General features: G+C 60.6%; 12 protein-coding genes. 4 read left to right on the forward strand and 8 right to left on the reverse strand.

The window, feature by feature from the left end; genetic code table 11:
• Positions 1 to 70: 70 nt before the first annotated feature.
• Positions 71 to 1,063 carry a D-cysteine desulfhydrase gene (locus IB245_RS04100; RefSeq protein WP_192226727.1) on the reverse strand — a complete coding sequence of 331 codons (993 nt, stop codon included), beginning with the start codon at positions 1,061 to 1,063 and terminating at the stop codon, positions 71 to 73.
• Positions 1,064 to 1,255: 192 nt separating this feature from the next.
• Here IB245_RS04100 and epsC point away from each other — a divergent pair, with 192 nt between their 5' ends.
• Together epsC and betT are read left to right on the forward strand one after the other, a co-directional pair.
• A complete protein-coding gene (gene epsC / locus IB245_RS04105) occupies positions 1,256 to 2,182 on the forward strand; it encodes a serine O-acetyltransferase EpsC (RefSeq protein ID WP_008032476.1) in 927 nt (308 codons plus the stop codon).
• A 427-nt stretch (positions 2,183 to 2,609) separates the two neighbouring features.
• Positions 2,610 to 4,565 (forward strand): choline transporter BetT, encoded by a 1,956-nt coding sequence (gene betT, locus IB245_RS04110; protein ID WP_192227008.1) that lies wholly within the window; start codon positions 2,610 to 2,612, stop codon positions 4,563 to 4,565.
• Positions 4,566 to 4,567: 2 nt separating this feature from the next.
• On the opposite strand, the gene IB245_RS04115 is transcribed toward betT, so the two are convergent.
• Both IB245_RS04115 and IB245_RS04120 read right to left on the reverse strand, forming a co-directional pair.
• A complete protein-coding gene (locus IB245_RS04115) occupies positions 4,568 to 4,828 on the reverse strand; it encodes a hypothetical protein (RefSeq protein ID WP_008032471.1) in 261 nt (86 codons plus the stop codon).
• 149 nt (positions 4,829 to 4,977) lie between these two features.
• A complete protein-coding gene (locus IB245_RS04120) occupies positions 4,978 to 5,718 on the reverse strand; it encodes an SDR family oxidoreductase (protein WP_192226729.1) in 741 nt (246 codons plus the stop codon).
• A gap of 127 nt (positions 5,719 to 5,845) precedes the next feature.
• On the opposite strand from IB245_RS04120, the gene IB245_RS04125 reads away from it, so the two are divergent.
• Both IB245_RS04125 and mgrA read left to right on the forward strand, forming a co-directional pair.
• Entirely contained in the window at positions 5,846 to 6,736 is an 891-nt protein-coding gene (locus IB245_RS04125) for a LysR family transcriptional regulator (protein ID WP_192226731.1), read from the forward strand.
• Between the two features lie 134 nt (positions 6,737 to 6,870).
• Positions 6,871 to 7,908 carry an L-glyceraldehyde 3-phosphate reductase gene (mgrA, locus tag IB245_RS04130; RefSeq protein ID WP_192226733.1) on the forward strand — a complete coding sequence of 346 codons (1,038 nt, stop codon included), beginning with the start codon at positions 6,871 to 6,873 and terminating at the stop codon, positions 7,906 to 7,908.
• A gap of 134 nt (positions 7,909 to 8,042) precedes the next feature.
• Here the strand turns inward: mgrA and tauD are convergent, their stop codons facing one another.
• From tauD to gshA, 5 genes are all read right to left on the reverse strand, one after another.
• Positions 8,043 to 8,885 (reverse strand): taurine dioxygenase, encoded by an 843-nt coding sequence (gene tauD, locus IB245_RS04135; RefSeq protein WP_192226735.1) that lies wholly within the window; start codon positions 8,883 to 8,885, stop codon positions 8,043 to 8,045.
• A gap of 132 nt (positions 8,886 to 9,017) precedes the next feature.
• On the reverse strand, positions 9,018 to 9,851 hold the full coding sequence (tauC, locus tag IB245_RS04140) for a taurine ABC transporter permease TauC (RefSeq protein ID WP_008032267.1): 834 nt from the start codon (positions 9,849 to 9,851) through the stop codon (positions 9,018 to 9,020).
• Positions 9,848 to 10,642 carry a taurine ABC transporter ATP-binding subunit gene (gene tauB, locus IB245_RS04145; protein ID WP_008040159.1) on the reverse strand — a complete coding sequence of 265 codons (795 nt, stop codon included), beginning with the start codon at positions 10,640 to 10,642 and terminating at the stop codon, positions 9,848 to 9,850. Before tauB ends, tauC begins: the two co-directional genes overlap by 4 nt.
• 16 nt (positions 10,643 to 10,658) lie before the next feature.
• Entirely contained in the window at positions 10,659 to 11,636 is a 978-nt protein-coding gene (gene tauA, locus IB245_RS04150) for a taurine ABC transporter substrate-binding protein (protein ID WP_008032265.1), read from the reverse strand.
• A 245-nt stretch (positions 11,637 to 11,881) separates the two neighbouring features.
• Positions 11,882 to 13,465, reverse strand: a complete 1,584-nt coding sequence (gene gshA / locus IB245_RS04155; protein WP_192226737.1) for a glutamate--cysteine ligase — start codon at positions 13,463 to 13,465, stop codon at positions 11,882 to 11,884.
• Between the last annotated feature and the right edge of the window lie 192 nt (positions 13,466 to 13,657).

A 13,657-nucleotide genomic window follows, 5' to 3' on the forward strand; every position in this document is an offset into this window, starting at 1 on the left:
CGGACTATAAATTTCTTAACGACACGAACTTGTAGGAGCCGGCTTGCTGGCGATAGAGCGCAAAGCGCTCTTAAAAAGCCGAATCGTAGGCAAACAACGCCGGCGCCCCACCGGTGTGCAGGAAAATGATCGGCCCCTCATCAAAACGCTGACGCCCAATCCCGTCCAGCAACCCCGCCATCGCCTTGCCGGTATACACCGGGTCCAGCAACAAGCCTTCCTGGCTCGCGACCAGTTTTACCGCCGACAACGTCCCGGCATTCGGCTCGCCATAGCGCGGGCCGAAATATTCGTCCCACAACTCAACTTTGAAGCTCGCTGGCAGGCTGACGCCCAACAGTGCTGCGGTACGCTCGGCGAGGCCTTGAACCTTCGGCCGCTGATCTTCTTCGCTGCGCGAAACCGTCACGCCAATCACTGGCAAATCCGGCAGTGCTTCGCTCAACGCGAGCGCCAGGCCGCTGTGGGTCCCGGCGCTGCCCGATGCCAACACGACGGCGGCGAAAGTCAGGCCGGTGTCCTTGATCTGTTCGGCCAATTCCAGCCCGGCGCGAACATAACCCAAGGCGCCCAACGCATTGGAGCCTCCAATCGGCACCAGATATGGCTTTTTGCCGTTGCTGCGCAGGCGTGCGGCCAATGCTTCCAGTTGCTCGTCAGCGTTGTCGAGGTTGTCCACCAACTCGACCTTGGCATCGAACAGGTCAAGCAGCAGCCGATTGCCGTTGCCGACATAGTTGGCGTCTTCGGTGCCCAGAGGATTTTCCAGCAACGCTACGCATCCCAGGCCCAGTTTGGCGGCGAGGGCGGCGGTCTGGCGCACGTGGTTGGATTGCAGCGCGCCGGCGGTGATCAGCGTGTCCGTGCCCTGGGCCAGCGCATCGGCGCCCAGGTATTCGAGTTTGCGCAGCTTGTTGCCGCCCATCGCCAGCGGCGTCAGGTCATCGCGTTTGACGTACACGTCGCGGCCCAGCCAGGCTGACAGGCGTTCGAGTTTTTCCAGAGGGGTCGGGTGGCCGAGCAGATCGAGGCGGTCAAAACGGGCGAGCTGTTGTTTGATCATGGGTCCGTACTGGCGGTGAGAGATGTCAGGACTATAGGCACGCCCAAATGCATGGGCAACCGGCAAGATTACTTATAGCCAAAAGTGCTGAGCACAGCACAATCAGTTCTTAATTCGGTTTCCAGACCTTGCCGTAAAGTAATCGCCGTCAGTGCGGCCAGACAGTCCGGCCGCCCGTGTGGAGTTTTTACCGTGAGCGAGCGTTCCAGCCATTGGCAATTGCAGACCATCGTCAGCCAACTGCGCACGGCGCGTGACGAGTGGCGTGCACAAAACGGCCGCGCCAGCGGCGAGCAGGGTGGCCGCGAGTTGCCTTCCCGAGCGGCCATGGCGGAGATTCTTGAAGCGTTGTGCGGGGCGTTGTTCCCGATGCGCCTGGGGCCGGTCGACCTGCGTGAAGAGAGTGAAGATTTCTACGTCGGTCACACGCTGGACGTCGCGTTGAATGCATTGCTGGGGCAGGCACGGCTCGAACTGCGTTACGCCGCTCGCCACAGTGCCTCGGCCGACACTGAAGTCGAAGCCAAAACGATCCAGATCATCCAGGACTTCGCACTCGCCCTGCCGGGCCTGCGCAGCCTGTTGGACACCGATGTGCTGGCGGCCTATCACGGTGACCCGGCGGCCCGCAGCGTCGATGAAGTGCTGCTGTGCTATCCGGGGATTCTGGCGGTGATTCACCATCGCCTCGCCCACCATTTGTACCGTGCCGGGCTGCCGCTGCTGGCGCGGATCAGTGCAGAAATCGCGCACTCGGCGACCGGTATCGACATTCACCCGGGCGCGCAGATTGGCCGCAGTTTCTTCATCGATCACGGGACGGGCGTGGTGATCGGCGAGACCGCGATCATCGGCGAGCGTGTGCGGATTTATCAGGCCGTGACCCTGGGCGCCAAACGCTTCCCGGCGGATGAAGACGGCCAGTTGCAGAAGGGCCATCCGCGACATCCGATTGTTGAAGACGATGTGGTGATTTATGCCGGTGCGACCATTCTGGGGCGGATCACCATCGGCAAGGGCTCGACTATTGGCGGCAACGTTTGGCTGACGCGTAGCGTTCCGGCAGGGGCCAACCTGACACAGGCGAATTTGCAGCATGATGATGGGACGCAGAAGTAAGGCCCGAAAGCTTTAGCGGCCTTCCAGACGCCTTCGCGGGCAAGCCTCGCTCCTACAGGTTTTGTGTCGAACAATAGATCTATGAACAACACAAAACCTGTAGGAGCGAGGCTTGCCCGCGAATGGTTTCAAGCCGATCCGAGACAATGGCATCCACCCAATTCCCCCCTGAACAAATCCCCCAAAACCCCGCGTCATACCCATCCTTGAGCTAGCGTACGAACACGACCGCCGAGCCCTGCGATTAGTCCTTAGCCCCCTATCCATGTTTAACTTGAACGCTCATTCAAGTTAAACCGTCGGTTTGCTGCCCGCTCACAACAGGAGGCTTGCCCTTGCCGAGTCCGTTATTGATTGCCCGGTTTCACCCCCTCGAGGTGCACCTTTCATGAGTGCATCGTCCACCCCCGCCAGCGGCCAGATCCGCATGAATCCGCCGGTGTTTTACTTCTCGGCGACGTTTATTTTTCTGTTCGGTATCGTCGTTATTGCCATGCCTGAACAAGCCGGCGCCTGGTTGCTGCAAGCGCAAAACTGGGCGGCCAATACGGTCGGCTGGTATTACATGCTCGCGATGACGCTGTATCTGGTCTTCGTGGTGGTCACCGCCTTGTCTGGCTACGGCAAGATCAAGCTCGGTGCCGACCACGACGAGCCCGAATTCAGTTACCTGTCCTGGGCCGGCATGCTGTTCGCCGCCGGGATCAGCATCACGCTGTTCTTCTTTTGCGTGTCCGAACCACTGACCCATCTGTTGCAACCGCCGCAAGGCGAGGCCGGGACAGCGGACGCGGCGCGCCAGGCGATGCAGATTCTGTTTCTGCACTGGGGCCTGCACGGCTGGGGCGTGTTTGCCTTCGTCGGCATGGCGCTGGCCTACTTCGCTTACCGCCATAACCTGCCGCTGGCCTTGCGTTCGGCGCTCTATCCGCTGATCGGCAAACGCATCAACGGCCCGATCGGTTATGCGGTGGATGGCTTCGGCATCATCGCCACGGTGTTCGGCCTCGGTGCCGACATGGGCTTCGGCGTGTTGCACCTCAACTCGGGTCTGGACTACCTGTTCGGCATCGCTCACACCCAGTGGATTCAGGTCGGCCTGATCACGCTGATGATGGGCGCGGCGATCATCGTCGCAGTGGCCGGCGTCGATAAAGGCGTGCGGGTGATGTCCGACATCAACATGCTGCTGGCCTGTGCGCTGCTGCTGTTCGTGTTGTTCGCCGGCCCTACGCAGCACCTGCTCAACACCTTGATCCAGAACCTCGGCGACTACCTCGGCGCCTTGCCGATGAAAAGTTTCGACCTCTACGCCTACGACAAACCCAGCGACTGGCTGGGCGGCTGGACGGTGTTCTACTGGGCGTGGTGGATCGCGTGGTCGCCGTTCGTGGGCCTGTTCATCGCACGGATTTCCCGTGGCCGGACCATCCGCGAATTCGTCTTCGGCGTACTGTTGATCCCGCTCGGTTTCACCCTGGCGTGGATGTCGATTTTCGGCAACAGCGCCATCGACCAGGTGCTTAACCACGGCATGAGCGCGCTCGGCATGTCGGCCATCGACAACCCGTCGATGACGCTGTACCTGCTGTTGGAAACCTATCCGTGGAGCAAAACCGTGATTGCGGTCACGGTGTTCATCAGCTTCGTGTTCTTCGTCACCTCGGCCGATTCCGGCACCGTGGTGCTGTCGACACTCTCGGCCAAGGGCGGCAACCCGGATGAAGACGGGCCGAAATGGCTGCGGGTGTTCTGGGGCGCGATGACCGCGCTGGTCACCAGTGCGCTGCTGTTTTCGGGCAGCATCGATGCGCTGAAGTCAGCGGTGGTGCTGACTTCGTTGCCGTTCTCAATGATCTTGCTGCTGATGATGTGGGGCCTGCACAAAGCGTTTTACCTGGAGTCGCAGAAGCAGATCGCGCAGCTGCATTCCCTGGCGCCGGTGTCCGGATCGCGGCGCGGCGGTTGGCGTCAGCGTTTGAGTCAGGCGGTGCATTTCCCGTCGCGGGATGAGGTCTATCGCTTCCTCGACACGACGGTGCGCCCGGCGATTGAAGAGGTGTCGGCGGTGTTCGTCGAGAAGGGTTTGAACGTGATCACTCAACCCGATCCGGCGAACGACAGCGTCAGCCTGGAAATCGGTCACGGCGAGCAGCATCCGTTCATCTATCAGGTGCAGATGCGTGGCTACTTCACGCCGTCATTCGCCCGTGGCGGCATGGGTCCCAAGCAACTCAACAATCGCCGTTATTATCGGGCCGAAGTGCACCTGAGCGAGGGCAGTCAGGACTACGATCTGGTGGGTTACACCAAGGACCAGGTCATCAACGACATCCTCGATCAGTACGAGCGGCACCTGCAGTTTTTGCACCTGGTGCGTTGAGCTCAGGCCTCGCTGCTCATCACCATGAACAACACCAGCGCCGCCACCGGGATGCTGAACACGATGCTGCCGACCACCAGCTCCGTGGTCACGGACTGGCCGGCGGTGACCACGCCGATGGCGCCGTTGATCATCGTCAGGGCCAGCCACAACACGATGAAGCTGTAGGTCAGCGTCTGGCGGCTGAAGCCGATGTTCTCGCCGATGAACAGCATCAGCGCCAGGAGGACCAGGCCGAAGGTGATGATGATCGTGGTGTGCATGATGCGTTCCTCCCTTCAGAAGTGTGTTGCGTTTGAGGCTGCCTTCGCGGGCAAGTCGAATCGTCGCACCGCTCGCTCCTACAGGAGTGACACCAAACTGTAGGAGCGAGGCTTGCCCGCGAAGGCGTTAATCCTGCCTACATAGCAGCTTAAACCAACCCGCCATTCACCCGCAGAATCTGTCCATTGACCCACGCCGAATCCGGGCCGACCAGGAAAGACACAACGCGCGAAATGTCTTCCGGCTGCCCCAGGCGCTCCAGCGGCGGCATCTTGGCGAAGGTCTGGATCTGCTCCTCGCTCTTGCCGTGCAAAAACAGATCGGTCGCCACCGGGCCAGGCGCAACGGCGTTGACGGTGATGTTGCGACCGCGCATTTCCTTGGCGAACACCTGAGTCAGGGACTCCACCGCGGCTTTGCTGGCGATGTACACGGCGTAGCCCGGCAGGTTCATGCCGACGGTGCTGCTGGAGAAGTTGATGATCCGGCCGCCACTGTTCAAACGGGTCGCCGCTTCACGCAACGTATTGAAAGTGCCGCGAGCGTGAATGTTGAAGTTCTGGTCGAACAGTTCGTCCGTGTGCTGCGCCAGCGGCATCACTTTGAGGATGCCGGCGTTGTTGATCAGCACATCGACTTTGCCCAGTTGCGTTTCGGTTTCGTCGAACATCCGGCGTACATCGTCGGCATTGGCCACGTCTGCCTTGATCGCTATGGCTTGATGGCCGGCCTGACGCAGTTCAACGACCAGCTTTGAGGCTTCAGTGGCGCTGCTGGCGTAGTTGATGGCGACGGCGAAACCTTCGCTGGCCAGTTGTTTGGCGATCACGGCGCCGATGCCGCGGGAGGCGCCGGTCACGATCGCAACTTTCGAAGTTTGAGTAGTCATGGCGGTGAATCCTTTGAGGGGGTCCGTTTGGGGTGAAGCCAGACTCACATGTTTACTCAGGCTGATAAATGCACGAGAGTTGCCTTGACTGTTCAATAATCGCCAACAATCAAAGGTCGCGAACGCCATGGATCAAGTCAAAGCAATGAAGGTGTTCGTGCGGATCTACGAGCGCAGCAGCTTCACCCTGGCCGCCGAAGACCTGAACCTGCCACGGGCAACCCTGACCCACACGCTGAACCAGTTCGAAGCCTGGCTCGGTACGCGTTTACTGGAGCGCAGTACGCGTAAGGTGCGTCCTACGCTGGACGGCGAGGCGTACTACTTGCGCTGTGTGCAATTGCTGGCGGAACTGGAAGAAGCTGAACTGGCTTTTCGCAGCGTCGCGCCGAAGGGACGATTGCGGGTGGATTTGCACGGCACGCTGGCCAAGAGTTTTGTCATCCCCGCCTTGCCGCAATTCATGGAGCGCTATCCGGACATTGAACTGTCCATCAGCGAGGCCGACCGCTTTGTCGACCTGATCGCCGAAGGCGTCGACTGTGTGCTGCGCGCCGGCACCCTCGGCGACTCGGCGCTGATTGGCAAACGTGTCGCCAACCTGCGCCAGATCACCTGCGCCAGCCCGGCTTACCTGCGCAAATTCGGCGAGCCAAAATCCCTCGAAGACCTCAAACATCACCGCGCTGTGAACTACGTCTCGCGCACCACGGCGAAGTTGTTCCCGTTCGAATTCATGGTCGATGGCGAGTTGCAGGAAGTCGCCATCGAGGGCGCGATCTCGGTGTTCGGCGCAGAAATCTACGCCGCCTCGGCCATTGCCGGACTGGGCTTGATCCAGTGCCCGCATTACCGAATGGAAACGCAGATCGCCCAGGGCCTGGTGCAGGAAGTCCTGCTCGACACGCCGCCGCCACGGATGCCGGTTTCAGTGTTGTATCCGCACAACCGACACATGTCGCCACGGGTTCGGGTGTTTGTGGATTGGTTGGGGGAGGTGTTTGCGGGGGCGCGTTAGCCCCTCGAATCGAAAATATGTGAAACGTTTCAGCATTTCCTCAAGTCCGAGGTTTATCGACGTTTGTCTGGGCGTATGCTGGGCAACTTGCGAAGCAGTCGATACCAACTTCAAGACAGACAAGAGAGGATTCGATGACCTACACCGCTGCCGAAAACCGCTACGACTCCATCCCTTACCGCCGCGTCGGTCGCAGCGGTCTGGTATTGCCGGCGTTGTCCCTGGGCCTGTGGCACAACTTCGGCGACAGCACGCCGATCGACACCCAGCGCTCGTTGCTGCGCACGGCGTTCGATCTGGGGATCAACCATTTCGACCTCGCCAATAACTATGGCCCGCCGTACGGCAGCGCCGAGACCAACTTCGGGCGTTTGCTGCGTGAAGACTTCAAGCAGTATCGCGATGAGCTGATCATCTCGAGCAAGGCGGGTTGGGACATGTGGCCCGGTCCTTACGGTCAGGGCGGTGGTTCGCGTAAATACGTGCTGGCCAGCCTTGATCAGAGCCTGCAGCGTCTGGGCCTGGAATACGTGGATATTTTCTACTCCCACCGTTTCGACCCGGACACGCCGCTGGAAGAAACCGCCAGCGCACTGGCCACGGCGGTGCAGCAGGGTAAGGCGCTGTACATTGGCATCTCGTCGTATTCCGGGGTGAAAACCCGTGAGATGGCAGCGCTGTTGCAAGAGTGGAAAGTGCCGTTGCTGATTCACCAGCCGGCCTACAACCTGCTCAATCGCTGGGTGGAAAAGGATCTGCTGGATGTCACCGACGAGCTGGGCACCGGCGTGATTGCGTTCACGCCGTTGGCGCAGGGTCTGTTGACCGACAAATACCTCAACGGCATTCCGAAGGATGCGCGGGTCAATCGTCCGGGCGGCGGTTCGTTGCAGTCCTCGCACCTGTCGGAGGCCAACATCGCCCATGTGCGTGGGCTCAATGAGATTGCCAAGCGTCGCGGCCAGAGCCTGGCGCAACTGGCGTTGGCCTGGACGTTGCGCGACCCTCGGGTGACTTCGGCGCTGATCGGTGCGAGCCGACCGGAGCAGATTATCGAGAACGTCGGGGCGTTGAAGAATCTGAGCTTCAGTGCGCAAGAGTTGGCGGAGATAGACCGGTTTGCCCAAGAGGGCGGGATCAATCTTTGGGAGAAACCTTCGACTGCGGAGTAAGCGTTCGCGCCGGTTTATTTGGCGCCTGCTATATCGCCTTCGCGAGCAAGCCCGCTCCCACATTGAACGCGGTCTAATGTGGGAGCGGGCTTGCTCGCGAAGAGGTCATCAATGTCAATAAAGAACTCCGGGGCTCACCGAAAAAACGGCACATCCCCCAACACCGTCGCCCGCTGCATCACTCGCCGTGCCGGCCGGTAGTCATCCACCGCGTAATGCTGCGTCACGCGGTTGTCCCAGAACGCAATGTCGTCCTGCTGCCAGCGCCAGCGAATGGTGAATTCCGGCCGCGTGGAATGGGCGAACAGAAACTTCAGAATCGCCTCGCTCTCCGTCTCCGACAGTTCATTGATCTTCGACGTAAACCCTTCACTGACGAACAACGAACGGCGCCCGCTCACCGGATGCGTGCGAATGACCGGGTGCGATAGCGGTGGATTCTTGCGGCGAGCCTCTTCCCACTGAGCCAATGCTTCAGGCGTGTTGCCATAGCGCTCCAACGGAAACGAACGGGTGAAATCGTGCGTCGCCGTCAGCCCTTCCAGCAGACTTTTCATCGGCGCGGACAGCGCCTCATAAGCCGCAATGCCGCTGGCCCACAACGTGTCGCCGCCAAACTCCGGCAACAGTTTTGCGCTGAGCACCGCGCCCATCGCCGGGGTCGGCAGGAAGGTCACGTCGGTGTGCCAGATCGCGTTGTCGCGCACGTCGGTGACGGCGGTGTCGAGGATCAGTACTTCCGGCTGTTCGGGCACATTCGGGTAGATCGGGTGAATGTGCAGGTCGCCGAAGTTGGCGGCGAAACGCGCCTGTTGCTGCGGCGTGATCGGCTGGTCGCGAAAGAACAAAACCTGATGCTTGAGCAGTGCCTGCTCGATGGCATCGCGCTGTTCCAGGTTCAATGGCTGACTGATGTCGATGCCGCTGATGTGCGCGCCGAGGGCGGAGCTGAGGGGGACGATTGTCAGGTTGCTCATGGTGGTTCTCTACTGAATTCGGGGTACCGACTGTGAGCGAGACCGGCTTGCCGGCGAAAGCGGTGTGTCAGTTACAGCAATTTCGCATGGCACACCGCATCGCGAGCAGGCTCGCTCCCACATGGGAAATTGTTAATGAGCCTGGCCGTGCCACGGCACCAGTTTGCGTTGCAGCGCACGCAAGCCCATCTCCATGGCGAAGGCGATCAGCGCAATCACCAGAATCCCCAGCACCACCACATCGGTGACCAGGAACTGTGCGGCCGACTGCACCATGAAGCCCAGGCCGCTGGTGGCGGCGATCAGTTCGGCGGCGACCAGCGTTGACCAGCCCACGCCCAGACCGATGCGCACGCCCGTCAAAATGTCCGGCAACGCACTCGGCAAAATCACATGGCGAATCAACTGCGCCCGGGTCGCGCCCAAGGACTGCGCGGCGCGCAATTTGGCCGGGTCGACGGTGCGCACGCCAGTCGCGGTGGCGATGGCGATCGGGGCGAAAATCGCCAGGTAAATCAGCAGGACTTTCGACAATTCACCAATGCCGCACCAGATGACAATCAACGGCAGATAGGCCAGCGGTGGAATCGGGCGGTAGAACTCGATCAGCGGATCGAGAATGCCGCGCGCAATACGGTTGTGACCGATGGCGATGCCGACCGGCACGGCGGTCAGCACGGCAAAACCAAGGCCCAGGCCGATGCGGCTGAGGCTCGCGCCCAAGTGCTGCCACAACGTCGAATCCATGTAGCCGGTGGTCACCAACAACCAGCCTTTTTGCAGCACGGCGGACGGTGGCGGCAGGAACAGCGGTTCGATCATTCCTGTGGCGGTAACGGCCCACCACAGGGCAACCAGCGCGACCAGAGTCAGCACGCTGATCCAGCGAGTACTGAGGCTGCGCCGAACAGGAATCACCGTCGAACCCGGTTTCACCGTCACGGCCGGAATTTCATAGCTGCTCATGCGCGCTCCTGCCGCGTGGCGGCGCTGCGTTGGGAGAACACTTTGGCGAGTACGTGTTCGCGGGTTTCGATAAAGCGCGGGTCGGATTTGATCGCCCGTGCGGACTCGCCGGCGGCGTAACGCTGACCGAAATCCAGGCTCAGGCGCTCGACGATTTGCCCGGGATTTGGCGCCAGCAGAATCAGGTCTGTGGCGAGAAATACCGCTTCTTCAATATCGTGGGTAATCAGGAATACGGGTTTGGCGGTGCGCTGCCAGACTTGCAGCAGCAGCTCCTGCATCTGTTCGCGGGTGAAGGCATCGAGGGCGCCGAAAGGTTCGTCCATCAGCAATACGCGAGGGTCGGCGGCGAGAGCACGGGCGAGACCGACACGCTGCTTCTGGCCACCGGACAGCTGCCAGATCCGCCGATTTTCGAAACCGGAAAGGTCCACCAGTGCAAGCATTTCCCGAGCGCGGATTTCTCGTTTGTCCCGGGAGACACCGGCCAGTTCCAGACCGAAACCGACGTTGGCCAACACGTCTTGCCAAGGCAGCAGCGCGTCGTCCTGAAACACCACGCCGCGTTCGGCGCTCGGGCCTTTGACCGGCACGCCATCGAGGGTGATGCGCCCGGCGCTGGGCTCGACGAAACCGGCAATCAGGTTCAACAGCGAAGTCTTGCCACTGCCGGACGGGCCGAGGGCGACCAGCAATTGCTGGGGCCCAAGGCTCAAGGAAATATCCGCCAATACCGGTTCCGGGCTGCCGGGGTACTGTGCGCTGATGCGCTCCAGCTGTAGCAAGGCCATCGCAATTAACTCCCGATCAGTTGGTGATGAACTTGGCGCTGACGTACGGCGCGTAGTCCGGCAGCACGGCCTCGACCTTGCCTTGTTCTTTCAGGAACACGGCGGTGTCGGTGATGGCTTTGGTGGTCGGCGCGCCGAGGGTGATCACCTGGTCAGCCGCCAGCGGGTAGACGTTGCCTTGCAGCAGCAGCGGAATGTCGCTGGCCTTGGCACCGGACAGCTTCACCAACTTGTCGACGTTGGATTGATTGGCGAGCCAGGCTTTAGGGTCTTTGCGGTAATCGGCGTAGGCGTCGAGGGTGACTTTGGCGAACGCGGTGACGATTTCCGGGTGCTTCTCGGCGAAGTCTTTACGCACGATCCAGGCATCGAACGTTGGTGCGCCGAACTTGGCCAGTTCGCCGGAGGTGATCAGCACTTTGCCGTTTTCCTTGGCCACGCCGAGCGCGGGGTCCCACACGTAGGTGGCGTCGATGTCACCGCGTTTCCATGCGGCGATGATGGCTGGCGGGGCGAGGTTGAGTACGGTGACTTTCGAAGGGTCGATGTTCCAGTGCTTCAACGCGGCGAGCAGGCTGTAGTGGCCGGTGGAAACGAACGGCACGGCGATTTTCTTGCCGATCAGGTCTTGCGGCGTCTTGATCCCGGAGCCGTCGCGGGCAACCAAGGCTTCAGCGGCACCGATCTGGGTGGCGATGAGGAAGGTTTCAACCGGGACTTTGCGGGTGATTGCAGCCGTCAGAGGGCTGGAACCGAGGTAGCCGATCTGCACGTCGCCGGAAGCGATGGCGGCGATGATGTCGGCACCGTTGTCGAATTTGCGCCAGTCGATTTTGGCGTTGGTGGCTTTTTCGTAGGCGCCGTCGGCCTGGGCGACTTTCGCCGGGTCCACGGTGGTCTGGTAGGCGACAGTCACGTCAGCCGCCTGGGCAAAGAAACTCGCCGCAGCCAAAGACGCGGCCGCCAGGAGGCGAAGAGGGAAATGCAGTTTCATTGGGAAGCTCCTTTTCAGGCGGACCGAGAGTCGGCGTGAAAAAGAGACTAAATGATATAAGAATCCGAAAATAAATAACTTTTTCGAATGAGCTTATGAGCGGAAAATTCTAAGCAAGACCGCGGCGCAGCCTTCGCGGGCAAGCCTCGCTCCTACAGGTTGGGGGTCGAGTCACAACTGGGTGATCGACACAAAACTGTAGGAGCGAGGCTTGCCCGCGAAAAGATTCGAAGGACCTTCAGAGGTTAGTTGCTGATTGCCAAAATGCTCGCCTGATACGAGCCGACAAACACATCGAAATCGCCGACTTCGTTCTGCTCCAGCTCCACTTGCTCAGCCAGCGAGGAGCGCGCGCGCTCTTCAAATGTTGCCTGGTCTTCGCTGCTCAAAGGCTCGCTGCGGAAATATTCCGCATGGGCCTGGCTCTGGCGCAGGGAGAACTGGCTGAAGCTTTCCTTGTGTTCGGCCATTGCCGCCAGCACTTGGGCCGATGGCGTCAGGGACGAATCCTTGACCTTGGCCAGTTGCGCGTCCAATGCCTTGCTGTGCGCATCACCGCCATGGCTCTGATCCAGCAACGCCGCCAGTGGCGCAATCTTCTCCAGCAACTCGCCCGCCCACTCTTTCAGGTCAACCGGTTGACCGTCGCGTTGCAGTTGCAGGCCCGGACGGCGACCCTCCTTGACCACGCTGAGGAAGTTCGATGTCGCGTTGCCGCACGAATTACTGGTCAACAGCGGGCTGTCGTTCAGCGCGCAATACAGCAGGAACGCATCGAGGAACCGCGACTCGGTGAGGTCGATACCCATCGGCAGGAACGGGTTGATGTCCAGGCAACGCACTTCGACGTACTGAATGCCACGGGCTACCAGCGCCTGGATCGGGCGCTCGCCGGTGTAGGTCACGCGTTTCGGGCGGATGTTGGAGTAGTACTCGTTTTCGATCTGCAGGATGTTGGTGTTGAGCTGAACCCACTCACCGTCCTGGTGCGTGCCGATTTCGACATACGGCGCATACGGTGTGGCCACCGCTTTGCGCAGGCTGTCGGTGTAGCTCGCCAGGTCGTTGTAGCACGGCGTCAGGCCGGCCTGGGCGTTGCTCTGGTAACCCAGATCGCTCATGCGCAGGCTGGTGGCGTACGGCAAATACAAGGTGTCCGGGTCCAGCTGTTCCAACTGATGCGTGCGACCGCGCAGGAAACCGGCATCCAGCGCTGGCGAAGCACCGAACAGGTACATCAGCAGCCAGCTGTAGCGGCGGAAATTACGGATCAGCGCGATGTAGGCCGACGACTGATAGTCTCGGTCAGTACCGACAAAACCTTCCGCCTGCTTGAGCAGCGGCCAGAGCTTCTCTGGCAGGGAGAAGTTGTAGTGAATCCCGGCGATGCACTGCATGGTCTTGCCGTAGCGCAGGGCCAGGCCCTTGCGGTAGACATACTTGAGCTTGCCGATGTTGGAGGTGCCGTAATAGGCGATCGGGATATCTTCCTCGGCCGGCAACGGGCACGGCATCGATGGACTCCACAGGTACTCGTTGCCGAGCTTGCTGTAGGCAAAACGGTGAATCCTGTCCAGGCTCGCCAGGGTGTCGGCCGGGTCGGGCAGGGCGGGCGTGATGAACTCCAGCAGCGACTCGGAATAGTCGGTGGTGATTTGTTCGTTGGTCAGCGCGGAACCCAATTCTTCCGGGTGCGGCGTTTGCGCCAGGCGACCTTCGCCGGTCACGCGCAGGCATTCACGTTCGATGCCGTGAAGGCACTGTTCGAGCAGAGAGAGGTTAGCGCGCTCGCCGAGCAGAGCCAGGCGGCGGTTGAGAAGTTCGCTCAAGTTGGATTCCTTCACGCGTCAGTCGCCCCAATATGGGGGTGGGCAGGACGGTCTACAAGGGTGAAGTTGAAACTGGCGTTTTCGCCTGGTTTTTGCAACCGCGCAAGCCATGCCGGTCAGTAAAGAACTGCACAATCCCTGTGGGAGCGAGACCGGCTTGCCGGCGATGGCGGATTGTCAGGCGACTCATAT

It is taken from the genome of Pseudomonas sp. PDM02 (assembly GCF_014852285.1).
Taxonomy (GTDB): Bacteria; Pseudomonadota; Gammaproteobacteria; order Pseudomonadales; family Pseudomonadaceae; genus Aquipseudomonas; species Aquipseudomonas migulae.

Coding starts and splice junctions, on each gene's coding strand:
- IB245_RS04100 (WP_192226727.1), bottom strand. CDS start 1,063: ATGATCAAACAACAGCTCGCCCGTTTTGACCGCCTCGATCTGCTCGGC.
- betT (WP_192227008.1), top strand. CDS start 2,610: ATGAATCCGCCGGTGTTTTACTTCTCGGCGACGTTTATTTTTCTGTTC.
- IB245_RS04115 (WP_008032471.1), bottom strand. CDS start 4,828: ATGCACACCACGATCATCATCACCTTCGGCCTGGTCCTCCTGGCGCTG.
- IB245_RS04120 (WP_192226729.1), bottom strand. CDS start 5,718: ATGACTACTCAAACTTCGAAAGTTGCGATCGTGACCGGCGCCTCCCGC.
- IB245_RS04125 (WP_192226731.1), top strand. CDS start 5,846: ATGGATCAAGTCAAAGCAATGAAGGTGTTCGTGCGGATCTACGAGCGC.
- mgrA (WP_192226733.1), top strand. CDS start 6,871: ATGACCTACACCGCTGCCGAAAACCGCTACGACTCCATCCCTTACCGC.
- tauD (WP_192226735.1), bottom strand. CDS start 8,885: ATGAGCAACCTGACAATCGTCCCCCTCAGCTCCGCCCTCGGCGCGCAC.
- tauC (WP_008032267.1), bottom strand. CDS start 9,851: ATGAGCAGCTATGAAATTCCGGCCGTGACGGTGAAACCGGGTTCGACG.
- tauB (WP_008040159.1), bottom strand. CDS start 10,642: ATGGCCTTGCTACAGCTGGAGCGCATCAGCGCACAGTACCCCGGCAGC.
- tauA (WP_008032265.1), bottom strand. CDS start 11,636: ATGAAACTGCATTTCCCTCTTCGCCTCCTGGCGGCCGCGTCTTTGGCT.